Source organism: Amycolatopsis sp. NPDC114504 (assembly GCF_055633595.1).
In genome coordinates this window covers 1,800,357-1,821,624 of the sequence record NZ_JBVKDU010000002.1, presented here as the reverse complement: position 1 = coordinate 1,821,624, position 21,268 = coordinate 1,800,357, and the positions used below count along the sequence as shown (strand labels likewise).

Annotated in this window: 21 protein-coding genes; 8 read left to right on the top strand and 13 right to left on the bottom strand. The window is 71.4% G+C overall.

Going from position 1 to position 21,268, the window contains the following annotated elements:
* Positions 1 to 36: 36 nt before the first annotated feature.
* Positions 37 to 1,887: a S9 family peptidase gene (locus tag ACZ7PG_RS20725; protein ID WP_470240630.1), complete on the top strand. Its 1,851-nt coding sequence runs from the start codon at positions 37 to 39 to the stop codon at positions 1,885 to 1,887.
* Positions 1,888 to 1,965: 78 nt separating this feature from the next.
* On the opposite strand, the gene ACZ7PG_RS20720 is transcribed toward ACZ7PG_RS20725, so the two are convergent.
* From ACZ7PG_RS20720 to ACZ7PG_RS20690, 7 genes are all read right to left on the bottom strand, one after another.
* Entirely contained in the window at positions 1,966 to 2,667 is a 702-nt protein-coding gene (locus ACZ7PG_RS20720; RefSeq protein WP_470240629.1) for a hypothetical protein, read from the bottom strand.
* 81 nt (positions 2,668 to 2,748) lie between these two features.
* A complete protein-coding gene (locus ACZ7PG_RS20715) occupies positions 2,749 to 2,934 on the bottom strand; it encodes a tautomerase family protein (RefSeq protein WP_176174273.1) in 186 nt (61 codons plus the stop codon).
* A 6-nt stretch (positions 2,935 to 2,940) separates the two neighbouring features.
* Positions 2,941 to 3,993 carry a GNAT family N-acetyltransferase gene (locus ACZ7PG_RS20710; protein ID WP_470240628.1) on the bottom strand — a complete coding sequence of 351 codons (1,053 nt, stop codon included), beginning with the start codon at positions 3,991 to 3,993 and terminating at the stop codon, positions 2,941 to 2,943.
* Positions 3,987 to 5,030, bottom strand: a complete 1,044-nt coding sequence (locus ACZ7PG_RS20705) for a GNAT family N-acetyltransferase (protein WP_470240627.1) — start codon at positions 5,028 to 5,030, stop codon at positions 3,987 to 3,989. The genes ACZ7PG_RS20710 and ACZ7PG_RS20705 overlap by 7 nt, the downstream gene beginning before the upstream one ends.
* The gene (locus tag ACZ7PG_RS20700; protein ID WP_470240822.1) at positions 5,027 to 6,058 is read right to left on the bottom strand and encodes a hypothetical protein; all 1,032 of its coding nucleotides are present in this window, start codon (positions 6,056 to 6,058) and stop codon (positions 5,027 to 5,029) included. The genes ACZ7PG_RS20705 and ACZ7PG_RS20700 overlap by 4 nt, the downstream gene beginning before the upstream one ends.
* 23 nt (positions 6,059 to 6,081) lie before the next feature.
* Positions 6,082 to 7,113: a GNAT family N-acetyltransferase gene (locus tag ACZ7PG_RS20695; protein ID WP_470240626.1), complete on the bottom strand. Its 1,032-nt coding sequence runs from the start codon at positions 7,111 to 7,113 to the stop codon at positions 6,082 to 6,084.
* Entirely contained in the window at positions 7,110 to 7,817 is a 708-nt protein-coding gene (locus ACZ7PG_RS20690; RefSeq protein WP_470240821.1) for a hypothetical protein, read from the bottom strand. Before ACZ7PG_RS20690 ends, ACZ7PG_RS20695 begins: the two co-directional genes overlap by 4 nt.
* Before the next feature lie 323 nt (positions 7,818 to 8,140).
* On the opposite strand from ACZ7PG_RS20690, the gene ACZ7PG_RS20685 reads away from it, so the two are divergent.
* Genes ACZ7PG_RS20685 through ACZ7PG_RS20665 form a run of 5 tightly spaced genes read left to right on the top strand, consistent with a single transcriptional unit; the run spans position 8,141 to position 14,138 of the window.
* The gene (locus tag ACZ7PG_RS20685) at positions 8,141 to 9,151 is read left to right on the top strand and encodes a glycosyltransferase family 2 protein (protein ID WP_470240625.1); all 1,011 of its coding nucleotides are present in this window, start codon (positions 8,141 to 8,143) and stop codon (positions 9,149 to 9,151) included.
* Positions 9,148 to 10,389 carry an ATP-grasp domain-containing protein gene (locus ACZ7PG_RS20680; RefSeq protein WP_470240624.1) on the top strand — a complete coding sequence of 414 codons (1,242 nt, stop codon included), beginning with the start codon at positions 9,148 to 9,150 and terminating at the stop codon, positions 10,387 to 10,389. Before ACZ7PG_RS20685 ends, ACZ7PG_RS20680 begins: the two co-directional genes overlap by 4 nt.
* Positions 10,386 to 11,633 carry a hypothetical protein gene (locus tag ACZ7PG_RS20675; RefSeq protein ID WP_470240623.1) on the top strand — a complete coding sequence of 416 codons (1,248 nt, stop codon included), beginning with the start codon at positions 10,386 to 10,388 and terminating at the stop codon, positions 11,631 to 11,633. Before ACZ7PG_RS20680 ends, ACZ7PG_RS20675 begins: the two co-directional genes overlap by 4 nt.
* A 16-nt stretch (positions 11,634 to 11,649) precedes the next feature.
* Positions 11,650 to 13,449, top strand: coding sequence for a carbamoyltransferase family protein (locus tag ACZ7PG_RS20670; protein ID WP_470240622.1), 1,800 nt, complete (start codon positions 11,650 to 11,652; stop codon positions 13,447 to 13,449).
* Entirely contained in the window at positions 13,446 to 14,138 is a 693-nt protein-coding gene (locus tag ACZ7PG_RS20665) for a hypothetical protein (protein WP_470240621.1), read from the top strand. Before ACZ7PG_RS20670 ends, ACZ7PG_RS20665 begins: the two co-directional genes overlap by 4 nt.
* Here the strand turns inward: ACZ7PG_RS20665 and ACZ7PG_RS20660 are convergent.
* Positions 14,104 to 14,730: a TIGR03085 family metal-binding protein gene (locus tag ACZ7PG_RS20660; RefSeq protein ID WP_470240620.1), complete on the bottom strand. Its 627-nt coding sequence runs from the start codon at positions 14,728 to 14,730 to the stop codon at positions 14,104 to 14,106. The two genes, ACZ7PG_RS20665 and ACZ7PG_RS20660, sit on opposite strands and share 35 nt — an antisense overlap.
* A gap of 73 nt (positions 14,731 to 14,803) precedes the next feature.
* On the opposite strand from ACZ7PG_RS20660, the gene ACZ7PG_RS20655 reads away from it, so the two are divergent.
* A complete protein-coding gene (locus tag ACZ7PG_RS20655) occupies positions 14,804 to 15,865 on the top strand; it encodes an NADH:flavin oxidoreductase/NADH oxidase (RefSeq protein WP_470240619.1) in 1,062 nt (353 codons plus the stop codon).
* On the opposite strand, the gene ACZ7PG_RS20650 is transcribed toward ACZ7PG_RS20655, so the two are convergent.
* From ACZ7PG_RS20650 to ACZ7PG_RS20635, 4 genes are all read right to left on the bottom strand, one after another.
* Positions 15,862 to 17,250, bottom strand: coding sequence for a glutamate decarboxylase (locus tag ACZ7PG_RS20650; RefSeq protein ID WP_470240618.1), 1,389 nt, complete (start codon positions 17,248 to 17,250; stop codon positions 15,862 to 15,864). The two genes, ACZ7PG_RS20655 and ACZ7PG_RS20650, sit on opposite strands and share 4 nt — an antisense overlap.
* Positions 17,251 to 17,323: 73 nt before the next feature.
* A complete protein-coding gene (locus ACZ7PG_RS20645; protein WP_470240617.1) occupies positions 17,324 to 17,800 on the bottom strand; it encodes a Dps family protein in 477 nt (158 codons plus the stop codon).
* Positions 17,801 to 17,834: 34 nt separating this feature from the next.
* Positions 17,835 to 18,257, bottom strand: coding sequence for an organic hydroperoxide resistance protein (locus ACZ7PG_RS20640; RefSeq protein ID WP_257917998.1), 423 nt, complete (start codon positions 18,255 to 18,257; stop codon positions 17,835 to 17,837).
* A gap of 134 nt (positions 18,258 to 18,391) precedes the next feature.
* Entirely contained in the window at positions 18,392 to 18,964 is a 573-nt protein-coding gene (locus ACZ7PG_RS20635) for an NADPH-dependent FMN reductase (protein WP_470240616.1), read from the bottom strand.
* Between the two features lie 127 nt (positions 18,965 to 19,091).
* Between ACZ7PG_RS20635 and ACZ7PG_RS20630 the strand changes: the two genes are divergently transcribed.
* Positions 19,092 to 20,144: an alpha/beta hydrolase gene (locus ACZ7PG_RS20630; RefSeq protein WP_470240615.1), complete on the top strand. Its 1,053-nt coding sequence runs from the start codon at positions 19,092 to 19,094 to the stop codon at positions 20,142 to 20,144.
* An 87-nt stretch (positions 20,145 to 20,231) separates the two neighbouring features.
* On the opposite strand, the gene ACZ7PG_RS20625 is transcribed toward ACZ7PG_RS20630, so the two are convergent.
* Positions 20,232 to 20,762 (bottom strand): hypothetical protein, encoded by a 531-nt coding sequence (locus ACZ7PG_RS20625; RefSeq protein WP_470240614.1) that lies wholly within the window; start codon positions 20,760 to 20,762, stop codon positions 20,232 to 20,234.
* Positions 20,763 to 21,268: the final 506 nt, after the last annotated feature.

Sequence of the window (21,268 nt, the reverse complement as noted above, 5' to 3'; positions counted from 1 at the left end):
GCACACAGTACGGCCAGAAGGTGGCAGGATCGAGGGGTGAGCACGCAGTCAGCCAACCAATTCCCGCCCGCGGTGGTCCCGGACCGGCTGTTCGACGACGCCGAAGCCGAAGCCCGCTGGCGCGCCCGCTTCCACGCCCCCCGCATCTCCACGCCCGATTGGGCCCGCGACGCCCCCGATGCCAACATCTACGTCTCCAACTCCAGCGGTGTCTGGGAGGTCTACGCCTGGAACCGCGCGACCGGCGAGCACCGCCGCGTCACCGACCGGCCGAACGGCACGATGCACGCGACGCCGTCCCCGGACGGCCAGTGGCTCTGGTGGTTCGACGACACCGACGGCGACGAGTTCGGCTCCTGGGTGCGCGAGCCCTTCGCCGCGACCGAGGGCAGCGAGCCCGAGAAGGCCGTGCCGGACGTCCACGACGGCTACCCGGCCGGCCTCGAGATCGGCGCCGGGATCGTCGTGGTCGGCGTCTCGACCGACGACGGCAGCGAGCTGTTCGCCCGGGTCGGCGGCGAGACGCACCGCTTCTACAGCCATCCGGACGACGCCGGGATCGCGTCGATGTCCCGCGATGAGAGCCTGATCGCGATCTCCCACTCCGAGCACGGCGACTCGCGCCACCCCGCCCTGCGGGTGCTCGCGGCCGACGGGTTCGCCGCGGTCGCCGAGAAGTGGGACGGCGAAGGCAAGGGCCTGTCCGCCCTCGAGTTCTCCCCGCTGCCGGGTGACCAGCGCCTGCTGGTGCTGCACGAACGCCGCGGCCGCGAGGAGTTGCTCGTCTGGGACGTCCGGGACGACACCGAGGTCGAGCTCGAGCTCGACCTGCCCGGCGAGGTCGTCGCGGGCTGGTACCCGGACGCGCGCGCCCTGCTGGTCGTGCACTTCCACGAAGGCCGGAGCTCGTTGTACCGCTACGACCTCGACACGGCCGAACTGTCCTCCGTGGACACTCCGGCCGGCCGCATCGGCGGCGCCGGCGTCCGTCCGGACGGGACGGTCGAGTACTCGTGGTCCAGCGCCGCCGAGCCGGCCGCGGTCCGCGCGCGGACCACCGACGGCGCCGACTCGGTGCTGCTCGAACCGCCGGGCGAGCGCGCGCCGGGGTCGGAGCCGGTGACCGACGCGTTCGTCGAAGGCGTCGGCGGCCGGATCCACGCGCTGGTCTCGCGGCCCTCCGGTGCGCCCGAGGGGCCGCTGCCGACGGTGTTCTCGCTGCACGGCGGCCCGCACGCGGCGGACGAGGACCGGTTCTCCGCCTACCGCGCGACCTGGCTCGACGCCGGGTTCGCCGTCGTCGAGGTCAACTACCGCGGCTCGACCGGCTACGGCTCGGCCTGGCGTGACGCCATCGAGGGCCGGCCGGGGCTGACCGAGCTGGAAGACGTCGCGTCGGTGCACGACTGGGCCGTCCAAAGTGGACTCAGCGACCCGGCGAAGTGCGTCGTGAACGGTGCTTCGTGGGGCGGTTACCTGTCCCTGCTGGCGATCGGCACCCAGCCGACGCGGTGGGCGGCGGCCGTCGCCGGGGTGCCGGTGGCGGACTACGTCGCCGCGTACGAGGACGAGATGGAGCAGCTGCGCTCGTTCGACCGCGCGCTCTTCGGCGGTTCGCCGGAGGACGTCCCGGCGGTGTACGCGGAGTGCTCGCCGATCACGTACGTCGACGCCGTGACGGCGCCGGTGCTCGTGCTGGCGGGCGACAACGACCCGCGCTGCCCGATCCGCCAGATCGAGAACTACCTCGACCGGCTCGGCGGCCGCGACCTGCACCACGAGTTCTACCGCTACGACGCGGGCCACGGCTCGCTGGTGATCGCGGAGACGATCAAGCAGACGTCGATCGAGGTCAACTTCGCCCAGCGGGCCCTCGGCCTGCGCTGACGCACTCGCCGGGAGGCCGGACGGTCTCCCGGCGGGTCAGCGTTCGGAGCCGTACCTGTGGTCGAGTGGTCTCTTCTGCTAAGCCTTATGGTCTCTTTTGTCCCTAATGGGCACCTCACCCGGCGCAGCGCCTGTCTTCGTCGTCTTCGCCATGTTCCTGAAGGCCAGCATCACGGCAAACATGTTCACGGAAGCACGCATCCGACGACGCCAAGTTCGTATTAGCTTCGGTCTACGCGGACCGGCGGGGTAGATGTTCCACATCCGCCCACGCGCGTCTCTGATCAGGGCAACCGTGACGACTGCGCGGGCGAACTCCCACTTCCGTCCGGACCTCGCCAGTTCGGCGAAGAGGGCGGGAGCGGTGCGTTGGGTGAGAGTCATCGGCTCCGCATGGCTGCCGCCCGGTCCGACTACGCCATCTCGAATGCGCTGCCTGATCGGAACCGTGACTACTTTCAAGTCGAAAGCGCGAGTAAGGGTCCACGCGATCCCGTCTTCTGGCGCGAGCTCGATGTCGTACTCGACCTCGTCGACAATGACAGGAAGGTCGCTGGCATTCCTCAGGTGGACTATGACCTGGCACTTGACCGAGCCAGCCTCAGGATTCTCGTCATCGATCGGCTTCGCACACCAAACCCCGACTTGATCGACTTGCCTAGTGACGCGATCTCGTCGATCACGGCCGAAGATCACGAAGGCGAGGAGCAGCGAGCCGGCGGACGCCCAAGCGGGCACGGTGCCGTAATCCCAGTGTTGGACCCAAGTCCAGAAGGCCAATTGCCTTACCTCCGCGCGATGAAACGACGGAGGCTACCCGAATCGCGGACCTGTGATGAACCCGGACGGTCTCCCGGCGGGTCAGCGTTCGGAGTGCAGGACGCCGCCGGTGGCCCAGTGGTCGGCGCCGATCTCGACGAGCGTCACCTGGACGCCCTCGGGCTTGCCGCCGCAGGTGCGGATGAACGCGTCGGTCAGCTCCCGGACCAGTGCGCTCTTCTGGGCCGGCGTGCGGCCGGGGAACATGGCAACGCTGATCATCGGCATGGGCGGTCACTCCTGGGTGCGCGGGGTGGGACGCCGCGAAGTTAACACCGGAACCGCCGCGGCGAACTGCGGGACGAGCCGCGCGCCGAGCGTCGCTTTCATCTCCGTCATCTTCTTGCCGAACACCACCGACGCCCGTCCGTTCGCGATCGCCCAGCGCACCGCTTCGCCGTAGAAGTGGAAGTACAGGTTCGGCCGGCCGCCGTCGGCCGGGGGCAGCGCACCCCAGTGCCGGGCGATCGGCAGGTCCGGGTGGTCGAGCAGGGTCGCGAGCGCGATCAGCCGCCCGGTGCGGGTGTCGCGGTACTCGATCACCGAGACGTCCGGCTGCCGCAGCAGCGCCGCCAAGTAGCCGGTGAAGTGCGGCAGCGGGACGATCGGCACGTCGTGGTGCTTGCGCTCGTTGTGCCGCAGCACCTCGGCGACGGCGACCGGATCGGCCTCCTTGCCCGGCACGAACCGCACCTCGACGGCCGGGTCGGCGTCGACGGTCCGGAAGATCTTGCGCAGGTTCTGCTTCCGCTTGCGGGCCAGGGAGTTCATCCAGTCGTCGCGGGAGCCGAACGCGGCGACGTCGAGCACCGCGATGTCCTCGGTCCGCCGCACCAGCCGGAACCGGCCGTCGACGGCGGGCACGCCCGGCTCGCCGACCTGCCGCACCAGCATGCCGCGGAAGCCGCGGCCGAGCTCGGCCCGCATGGCCGGGACGTAGGTGTCCAGCAGCCGGCTGACGCCGCCGTCGCGGCCCGGGTCGGCGAACCACCAGCCCGGCTGCGAACCCGCACCGGGCCCGCGGACGTCGAGCCCGCCGAGCCGGCCCCGGCCCGGACCCGCGAACCGGTTCCGCCGCGTCCGGCCGGTGACCCACGCGGCGCTGACCACCCCGCACGGCTCGGTGCCCTCGCGCAGCACGGTCACCGGCTGCGGGGTCCGCGCGGCCCACGCCTGGGTGGCGAGCACCTCCCAGCTCCAGTCGGCCCGAAGCCCGGCTCGCTCGCGCAAGGCCGGCCAGCACGCCGGTTCCGCGTCGTGGCGCGGGTCGAGCACGTCGATCACCACCGCGTCACCGGCCTCGGCACGACGACGCCGGTCATCGGGCTCGGCGTGAACCCGAGTGACGCCTTGAGGTCGGTGACCCCGCGGCCCAGCGACAGGAACTTCCGGTTGTGGTCGATCATGTGCCGCACTCCCCGCACGACGACGTCGAAGTAGAGGTGTTTCGGCCGGCCGCCGTCGGGCGGCAGCGCGGCCCAGTGCTGGTGCAGGGGCATCACCGGGTGGTCGAGCAGGTCGGTGAAGGCGAGCAGGCGACCCTCGGCGTCGTGGTAGGTCGTGGTGACGACGTCGGGCCGGCGGACCAGCTCACCGAGGTACTCGGCGGTGACCGGGCCGCGCTGGTCGAACTTCACCGGCCCCTTGGTTTCGCGGTGGGCCCGCAGCATCGCCGCCAGTTCCGCGGGCTCGAGGTCGTCGCGGGCCGTGCCCTCCCGGACGACCACCGCCGGGTCGGCGGCGATCTTGCGGATCTGGCCGCGCAGGCTCGACCGGCGGTTGCGGCTCAGCGACGCGAGCCAGTCGTCGAGGTCGCCGAAGGTGTTCTCCAGCACCAGGGCCGGCTGGATCGCGCGGACGAGCCGGCCGCGCCCGGCCACCAGCCCGGCGGTGTCCGGGGTGGCCGCGCGGTAGACCACGCCGAGGCAGCCGGGTCCGGTGCGCCGGCAGGCGGCGCGCTCGAACCGGCGCAGGATCTCGCGGCGCGCGGCGGCGTCGAGCGCTTCGGCGAACAGCCACGCCGGGTAGCACGACAGCCAGGCGTGCTGGACCTCCAGCCAGCGCGGCGTCCACCGCGCGACGCCGTCCACGACGCCCGGCTCGGCCGAGCCGCAGGGGTGGCAGACCATGGCGAGCACGGCGGCGACGAGCTCGTCGCCGTCGCTGACGACGGTGAGCAGGTACGGGCTGCGCGAGAACCGCGACTCCGTGCACAACAGGCCGTAGTCCCAGGTCAGCGGGGCCTGCTGGGCTTCGAGGAAGGCGGCCCAGCCGGCCGGTTCGGGGTCGGTGCGCGGGTCGAGGACCCGGACGGTCCAGCTCATCGGCCCAGCACCGGCCTCGGGACGGCCACCGAGAACAGGCTCCGGGTGCCGAAGCCCAGCGCCTGTTTCTCCGGCAGCATCGCGCGGCCCGCGGTCAGCTCCGGCCGTCCCGCGGCGATCATGTGGGCGACGCAGCGGGCGTAGCAGTCGACATAGAGACCCTTCCGGCCACCTTCGGCGCTCGGGAGCGCGGCCCAGTGGTGCACCGCCGCGCCGTCCGGGTGGTCGATCATCGTGTTGAAGCCGAGCAGCCTGCCGTCGCCGTCGCGGTAGGTCCGGGTCACGACGTCGGGCCGCCGGACGAGCGCGTCGAGGTAGGCCGGCGCGATCGGGCTGCGGGTGTCCAGGTGCAGCCCGCCGACGCGCGAGCGCTGGCCGCCGGCCCACGCGCGGTCGTCCTGCCTCGCGCGGTGGGCGTTGAGCAGCACGGCCAGCTCGTGCGGATCGAGGTCGGTGCGCCCGGCCGCGGCTTCCGTGGCGACGTCCGGGTCCAGGTACCGGCGGACGTCCGGCGCGAGCGAGGCCGCCCATTCGTCCACAGTGGAATAGCGGTTGACGAGCACGGCGGCCGGGTCGATCTCGCGGCTGATCCGGGCCCGGCCGTCCAATGCCGGCACCAGTTCAGGGTTCATCGCCCGGTAGACGACGCCCAGCAGCCCGGGGCCGACGTACTCGCGCAGCGCCCGTTCGAACTGCCGGATCGCCGTGCGCCGGTCGGCGAAGTCGTCGTCGAACACGCACGCCGGATAGCCGCTCAGCAGCGGGAGGTAGACCTCGGCCCAGCGCGGCCGGAACCGGCCGCCGGAGAGCGGCCCGAAGCTGCCTCCACCCCAGCCCCGGCACACCATCACCGCCAACGCGCCGACGACCACCGAGCCCTGCCGGACGACGGCGAGCACCGGCGGGTTCTTCGCCAGCCACGCCTCGCGGCGCAGCAACTCGTAGTCCCACACCGGCGGCAGGCACCGGGCCCGGAACGCCGCCCAGCCCTCCGGCGGCGGATCGGTGCGGGGGTCGTGGACGTCCACTCGCGACACCGCGACGACGGTCTTCACCGGCCCAGCACCGGCCTCGGCACGGCGGCCGTGTAGACCGGCCGGGGCCGGAACCCCAGCTCCTGCTTCAGCTCGATCATGCCGCGGCCCGCGGACAGCTCCCGGGCTCCGCTCTTCGCGGTGAAGCGCACCGCGCGCACGTAGGAGTCGAAGTACAGCCACTTCTTCCCGCCCGCGCCCGGCGGCAACGCGGCCCAGTGCTGCAGGACGGGGGTGTCCGGGTGGTCGAGCATCGTCTGGACGGCGAGCAGCTTCCCGCCGGTGTCGGCGTAGGTCAGGGTGTGCACGTCCGCCCGCCGGACGAACCGGTCGAGGAAGCCGGCCGACGGCATCGTGCGGGTGTCCAGCGCCAGCCGGCCGTACCGCTCGCGGTGCGCTTGGATGAGCCCGGCCAGCTCGGCGCCGTCGAGGTCGGTGCGGCCCGGCCCGCCGCGGATCACCAGGGACGGGTCTTCGGCGAGCCGCCGCCGTTGCCGCCGCAGCCCCGCCCGCCGCGACTTCGACAGTGACGCGATCCAGTCCTCTTCGGACGTGAACCGGTTCTCCAGCACCGCGACGGGGTCCACGCGCTTGACGAGCCGGCCGCGGCCGCCGAGCCCGGTGGCGAGGTCCTCGCCGAGCGCGCGGTGGACGACGCCGAGCAGGCCGGGGCCGAGGTGGCGGCCCAGCTCCCGCTCGAGTGCCCGCACCAGCGCTACCCGGTCGGACGCCCCCGGCGCGAACGCGATCCCCGGGTAGCCGCTGAGCCACGGCTGGCAGACCTCGGCCCAGCACGGCCGCAGCAAGCGCTTCCCGGGCCGCGGCGCGAACCGCGGCGCCAGCCGGGGGCGGCAGACCAGGACGGACGCCGCGGCGACGAGCTCGTCGCCTTCGGCCGCGACGACCAGCAGCTGCGGGTTGCGGGCGCCCCAGGCTTCGAGGCCCATCACCTCGTAGTCCCACACCGGGTGCAGCCGCGCGGTCCGGGTGAACTCCGCCCACCCCGTGGGCGCCCGATCGACGCGGGGATCGTGGAACGCGAACCTCATGCGAGGACGACCGGGGTGCCGTGCCGGGGGCAGGCCGCGATTTCGCCGCGCACCCCGCCGGCCGGGATGACGTCGACGAACCGCGGGGAAGCCTGCCGCAGCAACGTGAACGCGAGCCCGCCGGCCGTCGCCCGCGCGTAGACGTGCGGCCAGTCGAGGTGCCAGCGCCCGCAGCCGCCCAGCGCGCCGAGGTACCCGAGCACAGGATCGTGCAGGACTCCGTAAGGACCGGCGTCCAGCGAATCGAGTTCGCGGTGCGGCACCGCTTCGACGCGGTGGTCCTCGGTGAACGCCGTGATCGCCTTGTCCTCACCGACCGCGAGCACGCGGTGGCCGCGGCTCAGCGCGGCCGCCACCTCGCGCAGCACCGACGCGCTCGGCGCGTCCGGGTCGGTGACGCAGCCCCGCACGCCTTTCGGCAGGTCGGCGGGGGGCCGCAGGCCGTCCGGGCCGAGCAGGACGACCAGGCTGCCGGGCCCGGGCCGGCGAGCCGTCCGCAGCACCCGGCCGAGCCCGCGAGCGGGCTCGGACCGCTGTGTGCCCCCCGCCAGCGGGACCAGGTCGACCAGCTTGTGCACCGCTTCCGCGAGGGGCGCCGCGCCGCCGTTCGTCCCGGTCCGCCCCGGCACCACGACCGGGTCCTCCCTGCCGTCGAGCGCCCAGCGCTCGCGGTAGAACGGCACCGTCGCGAACGCCGACCGCACCGCCCGGACGTACGCGGCGCGCCAGACGACCCCCGCCCCCAGATTCCACATGGCCGGGGAGTCTGCGTCATCGACGGCCCGCAGGGAAGAAGTTCACCCGAAGGACACTCCGAATGCCGGATGGGTCAATACTTTGGTCTGGGTCTGAACGGAGGAATTCGTAGCCCCGCCATCCCCAAACAACGATCCTTCTGCTTATAAATCCGCCACGCCGCAGATCGGCAAGCGGTCTTATCGGATCCATCTGGGGAATTCATGATCACTATTCACACCGTACGTGACCACGCGAACACAAAACCGCCGTCACTCCTCCGGCCCGGAAGATGACCACCCCGTTTCCGGGACCGGCCCACAGTGGACTCACCGTAGTCATCCCGTGCTTCAACGAAGTCGAGAACGTCGAACCGTCCTATCGGGAAATAACCAACGAACTGGGTCACTATTCACTGGAGCTGTTTTACGTCGATGACGGGAGCGTCGACGGAACGCTGGACAAGATCCGGGCGCTCGCGGCCGCCGACCCGCGCGTGCGGTATTTGTCCTTTTCCCGCAACTTCGGTTTCGAAGCCGCCTTCTCGGCCGGCTACCGCTACGCGACCAAGCCGTGGATCCTGCACGTCGACGCCGACCAGCAGTTCCCCGCCGCCGAGGCGGAGAAGCTCGTCGCGGCGGCCGAGCAGGGCAACGACGCGGTCTTCGGCGTCCGCACCAACCGCCAGGACCCGCGGTTGCGGCGGTGGGGCACCGCCGCGTTCCACTTCCTCGGCCGGCGGGTGCTGCGCATCGAGATCCCGCCGGGCGCCACGGCGTTCCGGCTGGTCCGCACGGAACTGGCCCGCAAGATCGTCGACCTGCGGCTCGGCACGCCGTACTTCCTGGCCACGGTCCCCCGGCTGACGAGCCGGTACACCTGCGTCCCGGTCGCGCACCGGGCCCGCGAGCGCGGCGAGTCCAAAGTGGGCTTCGGGTTCCTGGCCTCGCACGCCATCGAACTCTTCGTCGGGTTCACCCGGCGCCTGACGACGGCGGCGTCCGCGACGGCCTTGCTGGCCGGGGGGATCGCGGTGCTCGCCGGCGGCGCGGCGACGTTCGGCCTGCTCGGCCCGGACGCGACGGCCACGCTGCTGTTCGCGCTGCTCGCGGTGCTGCTCGTGGTGGCGGCGCTGACCGTGCGCTACCTCGTCGTGGTCGGCGCGGGCCAGCCGCGGCCGCGGCAGTTCTACGTCCGGGAAGCGAACGTCGTCGTCGACGCCGAAGACCGGCTCTTCACCCCGGCGGACCCGGCGGGTCCCCGGCTCATCGATGTGCAACTGGGGAAAGGCGTTTCAGCGTGACGAGTTCGAAGAAGGACCCCGCGAGAACCCTGGTGATCCTGGGAGGCGCGGACGGTTCGGTCAGCACCTACGAGCGCGCGCGGGAACTGGGGTTCCGCACGATCTGCGTGGACGTCCGCTCCAGCGCGCCGGCTCTGGCGTACGCGGACGAGTTCCTGCAGGTCAGCGTCCGGGCGCCGGAGCAGATCGCGGCGGCGCTGGAGGGCCGCCGCGATCTCGCCGGCGTGCTGTGCCCGGCCAGCGACGTCGGCCTGCCGGCGCTGGCGTGGCTCACCCGCCACTGGGGCATGCCCGATCCGCTGCCCGAGTACGCGGTGGCCGCGTCGACCGACAAATCGGTGTTCCGCGCGCTGTGCGACCACCTGGGGCTGCCGAGCTACCGCAGTGTCGACGGCAGGCCCGGCCCGGAACTGGTCCACGCGGCCCAGCAGCTGCGGTTCCCCGCGCTGGTCAAGCCGGTCGACTCGTCGGGCAGCCGCGGCGTCGTCTCCTGCGCCGGGCCGGGCCGGCTGACCAGCGCGTTCACCGAGTCGCTCGCCTTCTCCCCGTCCGGGCGGCTGGTCGTGGAGGAACACCTCGACGGCTCGCACCTCACCATCGAGGCCCTGGCCGTCGACGGCCGGATCGTCTTCCACGCCGTGACCGAGCGGGTGCTCACGCCGCCGCCGTTCTTCGTGACGTCGTCGCACCTGCTGCCCGCCGCGCTGCCCGCCGATGTCGAACTGAGCCTGATGGAGGCCCTCGACCGGATCTGCACCGAGCTCGGCTACCGGACCGGGCCCCTGACCCTGGACGCCGTCCTCGGCCGGGACGGGCAGCTCTACCTCATCGAGATGGGCGCCCGGATGGGCGGCAACGGCCTCGCGGAGGCGATCGCGCACTGCCACGGCGCCGACCTGATCGCCGCCGGGATCGCCGCGGCCACCGGCGACGAGGTGCGGCTGGACCTGCACGAACCGAAGCCGACGCTGGTGCACATCCTGGCGTCCGACCGCGGTGGTCACCTGTCCCGAGTGGACGGTGTGACCGACGTGCGGGCGCTGCCTGGGCTGGTCGGCCTGCACCTGTTCGCCGACGAGGGCTCGTTCGTCCGGCCCTACGAGCAGGCGGGGTACAAGCTCGGGTACGTGGTGCTGACCGCCGGTTCGGTGCCGGAGCTGCTCAGCGCGGAGAACGCCGTCCGCGGCACGCTGAAGTTCCTGCTGCACGACCAGGGCATGGCGGTACCCCTGCCGTGACGGGCTCGGTCACCACCGCACCGCCGGTGGCGCCGCCCCGGCCGGCGGTGGTGCTGCGGCTGCTCGCCGGCCGGGGTGTGTTCCGGCTGGCGGTGCAGGTGATGGGGCTGGTCCTGATCACGGCGTGGGGTGCTCGCGACTACGGGCGCTTCGCGAACGCGCTCGGCCTGATGACCTGGCTGAACTTCGTGCCGGCCGCGGCGGAGAAGTCGGCCCTGAAGAGCCTGCCGCGGCTGAACCGGACCCGGGACGCCGTCGCGGCGCTCGCCGTCCGGCTGGCCGCGGTGCCGGTGCTGGCGGTGCTGGTGGCGACGGCCGTCGCGCTGGCGGTGGCGCCGCGCTCGGACGCGGCGCTGTACCTGACGGCGGCGGCGTGGTCGATCTCCGGCGGGTTGCTGATGACGGTGTCCGGCCTGCACCGGCTGCGCGAGAAGTCCACTTTGGACGCTCTCGCGTTCGCGGCGGGCTCGGTCGTGGTCGGCGTGGTGACGTGCGTGACGTGGGCGGTGCGCTGGTCCCCCGAGACGCACCTGGCGTTGCTGCTCGGCGGAATCCTCGTCATCCTCGCCGCTTCGGTGGCCCTGCTGCCGAAGCCGTGGCTCCGGGGCGGCGGCGTGCCGGGGCACCGGCTGCTGCCCGCGTTCGGCCGCAGCACCGTCCTGCTCGGCCTGACCGAACTGCTCGACGTCATCTCGACGTCGGTCGTGTTCGCGGTGCTCGCGCTGTCCGGCCGGACCACCGACAGCGGCCCGTTCTACCTGGCGCTGCTGGTCTCCAGCGCGTTCTGCTCGCTGCTGTACTACCAGCTCAAGCTGCACCAGCCGGCGGCGTCGCGGCGGATGCGCGGCACCGGCGCGGCGGCCGGCCGGGCTCGCGCCGCGGGGCTGCTGAAGCTGGTCGAACAGGCGGGCCTCGCGGTCGTCGTGCTGCTGGGCGCGGGTCTCGCCATCCCCGGGACCCGCGCTCTGCTCACGGCCGAAGACGCGTACGTCGTCCTCGGGGTGCTCGTGCTCGTCGAGACGGTGTTGTACGCGACCGGCCTGTACGCGGGCTTCCTCCTCGAAAACACCAACAGCAAGGTGCTGACGCTGACGTCCGGCACCGCCGTCGTCTCGCTCGTCGCCACCGCCGTCGCCGCCGCGCTGCTCGTCCCCGTCCTCGGGCCGGTCGGCGGGTTCGCCGCGCTCGTCCTCGCGCTCGCGGTGAAGGCGGCCGTCCTGCGGCGCCTGGTCCGCCGATTCTGAACCACTGGGAGCAATCATGTACGTACTGGGCATCAGCCGGGTGCACGATTCGGCGGCGGCACTCGTGCGCGACGGCGAGATCATCGCCTTCGCCGAGGAGGAACGCTTCACGCGCGTGAAGCACGACGGCGGCTTCCCCGCCGAGGCCATCAAGTTCTGCCTGGACCGCGCCGGGATCACCCTGGCCGACGTCGACCACGTCGCCTACTACTGGCAGCGCTGGAAGGAAGGCATCCACGCGGCCAAGGTGTTCGCGCGCTACTTCCCCGGCACCTTGGACGTCTTCCGCAACGCCAACGGCGACGAGGGCGGCAGGTCCGCGGGCATGGTCGACACCTTCCGGACCGGCGGCGGGAAGGGCCACGACGACTACCACGTCGGCGGCGCGGTCCTCGCGCACGTCAAGCGGTCCTACACGCTGGCGGACGACGTCAAGGCGGCCGTCGGCTGGACCGGGCCGGCGAAGTTCAAGACCCACCTCGTCGACCACCACCGCGCGCACGCCGCCAGCGCGTACTTCATCTCGCCGTGGGACGAGTCGGCCGTGCTCACCTTCGACGGCATCGGCAGCGACGGCACCGCGACCTACCTCGCGCACGGCCGCGGGAACAAGATCGTCGACCTGCGGCGGATCAAGTTCCCGCACTCCCTCGGCGCGATGTACGCGGGCGTCACCGGCTACCTCGGCTTCTACCCGACCCGCGACGAAGGCAAGATCATGGGCCTCGCGCCGCTGGGCGAGGACACCTACGTCGACGCGTTCAAGCAGCTCATCCACCTCGACGACGACGGCGGGTTCGAGCTGGACCTGAGCTGGTTCGGCCACCACCGCACCGGCAAGCACGTGATGGCGAAGAAGTTCACCGACGCTTTCGGCCCGGCGCGGCCGAAGACCCGCGTCACGGCTTCGAACCCCGTTCCCCAGCACTACTGCGACATCGCCTACGCCCTGCAGGTGACGCTCGAAGAGGCGGGCCTGCACCTGGCGCGGTGGCTGCAGCGCGAGACGGGCTCGAAGCGGCTGTGCGTGGCCGGCGGGGTCGCGCTGAACAGCGTCATGAACGGGCGGATCCTGCTGGAGACGCCGTTCGAGGACTTCTTCGCCCAGCCCGCGGCGGCCGACGACGGCTGTGCGCTCGGCGCGGCCCTCGACGTCTCGGTCGCCAAGTACGGCAAGCCGCGCCCGCGCGACGGCTACACCTACACCGGCCCCGACTACACCGAGGCCGAGATGGAGCTGGCGTTGCAGGACGCCGGCGTCGAGTACGAACGCGTCGACGACATCGCCGCACACACCGCCGCCAAGATCGCCGACGGCAAGATCGTCGGCTGGGTGCAGGGCCGGATGGAGTGCGGCCCGCGGGCGCTGGGCAACCGGTCGCTCGTCGCCGATCCGCGCGATCCGGAGTCCAAGACGCGGATGAACGAGAAGGTGAAGCACCGCGAGGCGTTCCGGCCGTTCGCGCCGTCGTGCCTGGAGGAGCGGGCGGGCGAGTACTTCGTCAGCGACTACCCGTCGCCGGTGATGCTGCTGGTGTTCGACGTCCTGCCGGACAAGCGCGCCGAGGTTCCGGCGATCACGCACGTCGACGGGACCGCGCGCGTGCAGACTGTCAGCCGTACCGACAACCCGCTGTACTACCGGATGATCGGCGAGTTCGAGAAGCTGACCGGGGTGCCGATGGTCGTCAACACCTCGTTCAACGACAACAACGAGCCGATCGTGGCCAGCCCGGCCGACGCGATCGCGTGCTACCTGAAGACCGACGTCGACGCGCTGGCCCTCGGACCGTTCTGGGTGGAGAAGGAACTGTGACGCTCTTGGAATCGCCCGGCCTGGTCGCCGCCCTGTACCGGCGGCGGCAGTGGCTGTGGCTGGTGGCCGCCGTCCCGGCGGTGGTCACCACGCTGCTGATCATGGTCGTGCTGCCGCCCGACCAGACGCTGGACAACCTCGGCGACTGGGCGTTCAAGCTGTGCCCGTTCGTCTTCGCGGTGCTGACCGTTTCGCTGTTCCCGCGCGGGCGGTTCGGGCCGGCGCTGATCGTGTTCGCCGTGTTCGTCTACATGTCCTATTTGGACACCGAGCTGGTGATGCGGGTGCAGGACTTCGCGCGCTCACCCGACCAGGACTTCCAGCCGGTGTACCAGTTCGAGCTGTTCGTGACGACGTTCATCGTGCTGTTCGCGCTGCTGGCCTACCGCCTCGGCGGCGGCCGGACGGCGAACGTGCTGAAGGCCGGGATCGCGTCGATCCTGGTGGTCATCTCGGGCGTGAACGACCTGACGTTCTGGGCGCTCAACGACGTCTGGGCGGCGGGCACGAAGCCGACCGAGCTGAAGTGGGCGTCGCACATGATCGTGTTCCTCGGCGGGCCGCCGAGCGTGCCTGCCGCGGTCGCGTTCATGGCCGTGCACCTGGTGCTGGCCGCGATCGTCGTCGCGCTGCCGGTGGGGCGCTGGGTGTCAGTCAGAGTCCACGGTTCACGGCCTGGAGCTTCGTGACGGCGGCGGCGTCGCCCTCGAAGTCGAGGTGGACGGCGTCGCGGCCGAAGACGAACAGCAGCAGGTCCACCGGCTCGCCGACCACCGTGACCGGGTCGGGCCCGGTCTTCACGGCGGCTTCGCGGCCGTCTTTCGTGCGAAGCGTCACGCCGACCGGCGCCTTGCGCAGGTTGAGCTTCGCGGCGCCCTTGGCCGAGCGCCACGCGGCGGCGTCCCGGGTGGCGTCGGCGGGCCGCGGCTCCCAGCCCGGCTGCGCGCGCCGGACGTCCTCGTGGTGGACGAGGAACTCGGCGGCGTTGGTCAGCTCGTCGAGCGGGCCGATCGCGGTCGGCCAGAACTTCGACGGACCCCGGCGCACCTGCTCGACCAGGCCGTCCCACGGCTTCGCCGCGTAGCGGTCCTGGACCTTCTGCGTGTACCCGGCGAGCGCGGGCACCATGATCCCGGGCGCGGCGTCCGGCCGGTGCTCGCGCACGACGAGGTGCGCGGCGAGATCCCGCGTCGTCCAGCCTTCGCACAGCGTGGGCGCGTCGGGCCCGAGGTCTTGGAAGAGCGAGCTCAACGCCTGGCGTTCGTCAGCAGCGACACCCATGTGGTCGACGTTACTCGTCGGTACCCGCCCTGGCGACGGGAAGAGACGCCGGGCACGTGTCGTTGATCCTCTTGTGAGCCGACTCTTCAGCCCGATCACCGTCCGCGGCCTGACCCTGCCGAACCGCGCGTGGGTGTCGCCGATGTGCCAGTACTCCGCGACCGACGGTGTCCCGGACGACTGGCACCTCGTCCACCTCGGCCAGTTCGCCACCGGCGGCGCCGGGCTCGTCATGACCGAAGCGACCGCCGTCGTGCCCGAAGGGCGGATCAGCCCGCAGGACACCGGCATCTGGAACGACGTCCAGGCCGAGGCGTGGCGGAAGATCGCGGGTTTCGTGCACAAGCAGGGCACGGCGATCGGGATGCAGCTGGGCCACGCCGGCCGCAAGGGCTCGACGCGGCGGCCGTGGGACGGGACGGGCAGCGTCCCCGCGTCGGAAGGCGGCTGGCCGAGCGTCGGCCCTTCCGCGACGGCGTTCGGCGAGTACGCCACCCCGCGCGAGCTGACCACGGACGAGGTGAGTGCACTACCGGAGGCGTTCGCCGCGGCCGCCCGCCGAGCGGTCGACGCCGGGTTCGACCTGCTCGAACTGCACTTCGCGCACGGCTACCTGGTGCACCAGTTCCTCTCACCGCTGTCGAACACCCGCACCGACCGCTACGGCGGCGACTTCGAGGGCCGCACCCGGCCGGCCCTGGAGATCGCCGACGCGGTCCGCGCGACGACCGGCGTCCCCCTGTTCGCCCGGCTGTCGGCGACGGACTGGACGGACGACGGCTGGATCCTCGACGAGTCCGTCCGGCTGGCGAAGCTCCTGGCCGAGCGCGGCATCGACCTGATCGACACCTCCAGCGGCGGCAACACCCCGAACCCGGACATCCCGGTCGGCCCGGGCTACCAGGTCCCGTTCGCCGAGCGCATCCGCACGGAGACCGGCCTCCCGACCGGCGCGGTCGGCATGATCACGAACCCCCAGCAGGCGGAGGACATCATCGCCGACGGCGAAGCGGACGCGGTGTTCCTGGCCCGGGCCCTGCTGAGGGACCCGCACTGGCCGCTCCGAGCGGCGAACACGCTCGGCGCGGAGGTGCGGTGGCCGGACCAGTACGCCCGCGCCAAGTCCTGGCACTAGTGGTGGAAGGCGGTCGCCTTCGAGGGGTCCTTCGGGCGGCCGCCCTCCTTCTCCAGCTCCGGCAGCGCGCGCTTCAGGTCGGCCAGCAGCAGGTCCGCGAGGTCGTGCGTGAAGCCGTTGCGGACCACGATGCGCAGCACCGCCAGGTCCGTCCGGTTCTCCGGGAACGTGTACGCCGGCACCAGCCAGCCGCGCTCGCGCAGGCGGCGGGACACGTCGAACACGTCGAACCCCGCCTTGGAACGCGTCGTGAACGCGAACACCGGCAGCTGATCCCCGCGGGTCAACAACGAGAAAGGCCCCAGCGCCTCGATCCCGGACGACAGGTGCTGCGCGACGTCACGCGAAGCCTGCTGCACTTCGCGGAATCCTTCACGGCCGAGCCGCACGAACGTGTAGTACTGCGCCGCGACCTCGGCACCCGGCCGCGAAAAGTTGAGCGCGAACGTCGGCATGTCGCCGCCCAGGTAGTTCACGTTGAACACCAGCTCCGAGGGCAGCGCGGCCTGGTCGCGCCAGACCACCCAGCCGACGCCCGGGTACACGAGCCCGTACTTGTGGCCCGACGTGTTGATCGACGCCACGCGCGGCAGCCGGAAGTCCCACACCAGGTCCGGGTCGAGGAACGGCGCGATCATCGCGCCCGACGCGCCGTCGACGTGCACCGGGATGTCCCAGCCGGTGCGCTCCTGGAGGGCGTCCAGTGCCGCGGCGATCTCCGCGACCGGCTCGTAGCTGCCGTCGAACGTCGAGCCCAGGATCGCGACCACGCCGATCGTGTTCTCGTCACAGCGGGCGACAGCCTCTTCGGGCGAGAGGTGGTACCGGTCGCCGTCCATCGGCACGAGCCGCGGCTCGACCTCCCAGTACTCGCAGAACTTCTCCCAGCAGACCTGGACGTTGACGCCCATCACCAGGTTCGGCTTCCCGGTGCGCCCGAGCTTGGACCAGCGGCGCTTCAACGCCATTCCGGCGAGCATGCAGGCTTCGGACGAACCAGTCGTCGAACAGCCCATGATGTCCGTGGGATCGGGCGCGTGCCACAGGTCGGCGAGGATGTTCACGCAGCGCCGCTCCAGCTCGGCCGTCTGCGGGTACTCGTCCTTGTCGATCATGTTCTTGTCGACGCACTCGGCCATCAGCTCCCGCGCCTGCGGCTCCATCCACGTCGTGACGAACGTGGCGAGGTTGAGCCGCGCGTTGCCGTCGAGCATCAGCTCGTCGCGCACGAGCTGGAGCGCGGTGTCCGGCGGGAGCGGGTCGTCGCGCAGCTTGTCGTGCGGCATGACGAACCTCGCCGCCAGCGCCGGGTTCACCCCGGCGTAGAGCGGGTTCGTCCCGCCGGCGCGGTCCGGGCTGTCGGCTGTCCCCTGATGCAAGACCATGCCACCGAACGTACTGAGCCCGGCAATGCGAAAGGGGCCGTCCCGTCCGGAACGACCCCTTTCGCGCGAAAAATCAAGCCTGCTGGGCCTGCCACATCCAGTGCGCCTCTTCGAGCGCGCGGGTGATCTCGATCAGCAGGTCCTGCGTCACGAGGTCGCTCTTGTCGGTCTCGTCGATGCGGGCGCGCAGCCGCTCGATGAGCGCGGCGAGGATGTCGACGATCGCGGCGACCGTGGACTCCACGGACTGCCAGTTGTCGGGGTACTCGGGCACGCCCGAGCTCTCGACGACGGTCTTCGCCTTGCCGTTCGGCGAGACGCCGATGGCGTTGGCGCGCTCGGCGACCTCGTCGACGTACTGCCGCGCGGTGGCGACGAGCTCGTCGAGCTGCAGGTGCGCGCTGCGGAAGTTCGAGCCGACGACGTTCCAGTGCGCCTGCTTGGCGATGAGCGAAAGGTCGACCAGGTCCACCAGCGTCGCCTGCAGGGCGTTGCCGGTGATCTCCTTGTCGGCCTCGGAAAGCGGGCTCTTGATCGGAGACTTGCTCATCTCTGGTGTTCCTTCCTTCATGCTGGAAAAGGGGTCAGACGGTGGCAGAGAGAGCCACCTCGATGTTGCCGCGGGTCGCGTTGGAGTAGGGGCAGACCTGGTGGGCCTGCTCGACCAGCTGGTCGGCCTGGGCCTGCTCGAGGCCCGGCAGCGAGACGTTCAGCGCGACGCCGAGGCCGAAGCCGACGTCCTGCTTGAGCACGCTGACCTCGGCGGTCACCGTGGAGTCGCCCAGCGACACCTTCGCCTGGCGGGCCACCAGCTGCAGGGCGCTGTGGAAGCAGGCCGAATAGCCGGCGGCGAAGAGCTGCTCGGGGTTGGTCTTGTCCCCGCCGGGGCCACCCATCTCCTTCGGGATGGCCAGGGACTCGTCGATGACTCCGTCCGACGAGGTCACTTCGCCGTTGCGGCCGTCGCCGCGCGCCGTCGCCACCGCGGTGTAGATCGCCTGACCCATGCTCAGCCTGCCTTCTGTCGCGGACGCTCCACAGTGAGCGTCTCACCGGACACAACATCCCGCACCCGCGGAACAGTGCCCCCACATGGCAGGCATCACGTCGATCGATTACCCGGCGGCCTCCGGGCGAAACGTCATGCGGCGCGCGTCACCGCGAACTCCGCGACCTGGCGGCCGATCAGGCGGAGGGTGCGGACGCTCTTCTCGTCGGACGCGCCGCCACCCTCGTCGAACTTGGTCTCGGCGGAGTTGATCGAACCACCCAGCGGGGTGGCCCAGCCGCGCAGCGCGTGCGTGATCGTGCGCAGCTGCTCGAGCGTCGTCACCGCGGCCTGCCAGCCGTACGCGACGGCGGCCAGGCCGACCGCGCGGCCGTCGAGGTAGGGACGCTGGTCGTCGCGCAGGTCCTCGACGTAGTCCAGGGCGTTCTTGACCAGGCCGGACAGCGCGCCGTGGTAGCCCGGTGACACGACGATGAGCCCGTCCGCCTGGCGCACGGCTTCGATGAGTGTCTTGGCGCGTTCGTCGCGGTCCGGCACGCCGGCGTCGTAGAACGGCAGGATCAGCTCCGGACCGGAGAGCATCCGGATCCGGACCCCGACTTCGGCCGCGCCGGAGAGCGCGATCTGCAGGGCGCGTTCGGACTGGGAGCCCTCACGCAGCGAGCCGCCGATCCCGAGCACGTTGACTGTCCTGGCTGAAGTCACGCTTTCCAGGCTAACCCCTCCACTTAAGTGGATATCCAGACTTTGGGACCGAGGGCCGCGTCACAGCTGGACCTGCTACCTACTGACGAGTAACATCCCGGACGGCACCGACGCTCAGGAGGCAAAGATGGCGATCCCGCTCCCGGTCCGCGTCCAGGCCGCGGCGTCCCAGCTCGCGTTCTGGCTGCCCAGGCCGCTGCGGCGGGCGTTCGCGGGCCGCCCGGTGCGCCTCGACGGCCAGGACCTCGCCCTCGACGCCCAGCTGCTGCTCCGGCTGCAGAAGCTCGCGGGCGCCGAACTGGTGCAGGGCTCGGTGGAGCGGTCGCGCGCCCTGCTCGACGTCGGGCGGCACCTGGTCAGCGGCAAGCCGATCGAGCCGGTTTCGGTGCGGGAGATCGCGGTACCGACGCCGGACGGCGACCTTCCCGCGACGCTCTACACGCCGGTCGGGCTGCCCGAGAAGTCCCCGCTGCTGGTGTTCTTCCACGGCGGCGGCTGGGTGATCGGGACACGCGCGAGCCACGACAACGCCGTCCGGTTCCTGGCCAAGCACGCCGGGGTGCGCGTGCTGTCGATCGAATACCGGCTCGCGCCGGAGTTCCCGTTCCCGGCGGCCGCCGAGGACGCGCTGGCGGCGTTCGAGTACGCGGTGTCGAAGGCGGGCGACCTCGGCGCCGACCCCGCGCGGATCGCCGTCGGCGGCGACAGCGCAGGCGGCAACCTGGCCGCCGTGACGGCCCAGCAGGCCGTGCTCCGCGGTGGCCCGGTGCCGGCGTTCCAGCTGCTGATCTACCCGGCGACGGACTTCGCGCGGCGCTACCGCTCGCAGGACCTGTTCGCCGAAAACCTGTTCCTGACCGACGTGCACATGAAGTGGTTCGAGGGCCACTACGTGCCGGAGGGCGCGGACCTGACCGACCCGCGGCTTTCCCCGCTGCGCGCGGACGACCTGAGCGGCCTGCCGCCGGCCCTGGTCGTCACGGCGGGCTTCGACCCGCTGCGCGACGAGGGCGAGGCGTACGCGGAGAAGCTGCGTGAGGCGGGCGTCGAGGTGGCGTTGCGCCGGCACGACGACCTGATCCACGGGTTCATCAACTTCACGGGCGTGGGCACCCGGTTCCGCGAGGCGCTGGCCGAGATGGCGGGCGCGCTGCGGCAGGGTCTGTCCATACGGGACTGAGTTCCCCGGCCGGAACGAACCCGGAGCCCGGCGCGGAGAAATGTCCGCGGCCGGGCTCCGGGCCCCCCTGTTTTCAGTGGTTCCGGCTCAGCCCGCCGGTGCGGGCAGCGGCGGCACCGGCAGCGGCGGCACCGGGAGGCCGCCGAGCAGACCGCCGAGGATGCCGGTGACGGCACCCAGCAGGGCCTTGACCAGGTCGCTGACGATCTTCAGCGGACCGGGCAGGTCCGGCAGCGACGGGATCGGCAGCGGCAACGGCGGCAGCTGGCGGGCCTTGGCCGTCGGGTCGGTCAGGAGCCGGTTGGACTCGTCCGCGCGCCCCTTCGCGAGGCCGGCGAGCTGCTCGGTGTCGGTCTGGACGGTGTAGCGCTTACCGGCGGCGATGTCCGCGAGGACCGGGCTCATCTGTCCCAGGTCGGCCCGCGTGGCACCGACGTTGCCCGCGTAAGCCACCTTGGTCAGGTCGTCACGCATCTGGAGCACCTGTGCGGCGAGGGCCTGGGTGCTGGAGGAACCCTTGCCCCCCTCCGGGCTCGCCGAGGCGATCCCCGCCATTCCGACCGCCAGCAGACTGCTCGCGGCTACGAGGGCGATGGACCGCCCGAACTTGCCTTTCATTTCCTACCTCCTGGCCTCGGGAGACCTGACGGGTTAAAGCGATACTCGCCGTATCGGAGATAAGCCACCCGATCACCGGTTAGAGACGTTTTCTAACCCTTACGTGCCGAATGCGGGAGCGGCGAACTCGACCGCAATTGATTAACGTCGAAACCTTGCCCATCCCCCCGAAGATCATCCTGATCGATTCTCTCCGTTACTGCTGGTAGCGAACGTCCACTGTAGAGCGGTTCGGTCACTCACGCGGGTGTAAACGGTGATCTTTTAGCTTCATCACTCCGTCGGACCGCGTGTCGGGACTGCTCCAGTCGGGGCTTCTCCGATGCGGGTTTCGCCACCCACAAGGTTCTCCCCTGGTCGGGGGCGGAATGCGAAATCTATTCCTAAAACGGGCGGCGGGTGGCTGGGGAGAGACCGCTTTCCGGCGCACCGGGAGGGCTAGCTGGCCGACCGATCGGGGTGGTGCGGGACGCGGCTTCGGCGCGCCGACCACGGCACCGCGGGCG

Bases quoted from the DNA above. Each gene is read 5' to 3' on its own strand.
- ACZ7PG_RS20715 (WP_176174273.1), bottom strand. From the start codon at position 2,934: ATGCCGATGATCAGCGTTGCCATGTTCCCCGGCCGCACGCCGGCCCAG.
- ACZ7PG_RS20705 (WP_470240627.1), bottom strand. From the start codon at position 5,030: ATGAGCTGGACCGTCCGGGTCCTCGACCCGCGCACCGACCCCGAACCG.
- ACZ7PG_RS20695 (WP_470240626.1), bottom strand. From the start codon at position 7,113: ATGAGGTTCGCGTTCCACGATCCCCGCGTCGATCGGGCGCCCACGGGG.
- ACZ7PG_RS20685 (WP_470240625.1), top strand. From the start codon at position 8,141: ATGACCACCCCGTTTCCGGGACCGGCCCACAGTGGACTCACCGTAGTC.
- ACZ7PG_RS20670 (WP_470240622.1), top strand. From the start codon at position 11,650: ATGTACGTACTGGGCATCAGCCGGGTGCACGATTCGGCGGCGGCACTC.
- ACZ7PG_RS20660 (WP_470240620.1), bottom strand. From the start codon at position 14,730: ATGGGTGTCGCTGCTGACGAACGCCAGGCGTTGAGCTCGCTCTTCCAA.
- ACZ7PG_RS20650 (WP_470240618.1), bottom strand. From the start codon at position 17,250: ATGGTCTTGCATCAGGGGACAGCCGACAGCCCGGACCGCGCCGGCGGG.
- ACZ7PG_RS20645 (WP_470240617.1), bottom strand. From the start codon at position 17,800: ATGAGCAAGTCTCCGATCAAGAGCCCGCTTTCCGAGGCCGACAAGGAG.
- ACZ7PG_RS20640 (WP_257917998.1), bottom strand. From the start codon at position 18,257: ATGGGTCAGGCGATCTACACCGCGGTGGCGACGGCGCGCGGCGACGGC.
- ACZ7PG_RS20630 (WP_470240615.1), top strand. From the start codon at position 19,092: ATGGCGATCCCGCTCCCGGTCCGCGTCCAGGCCGCGGCGTCCCAGCTC.
- ACZ7PG_RS20625 (WP_470240614.1), bottom strand. From the start codon at position 20,762: ATGAAAGGCAAGTTCGGGCGGTCCATCGCCCTCGTAGCCGCGAGCAGT.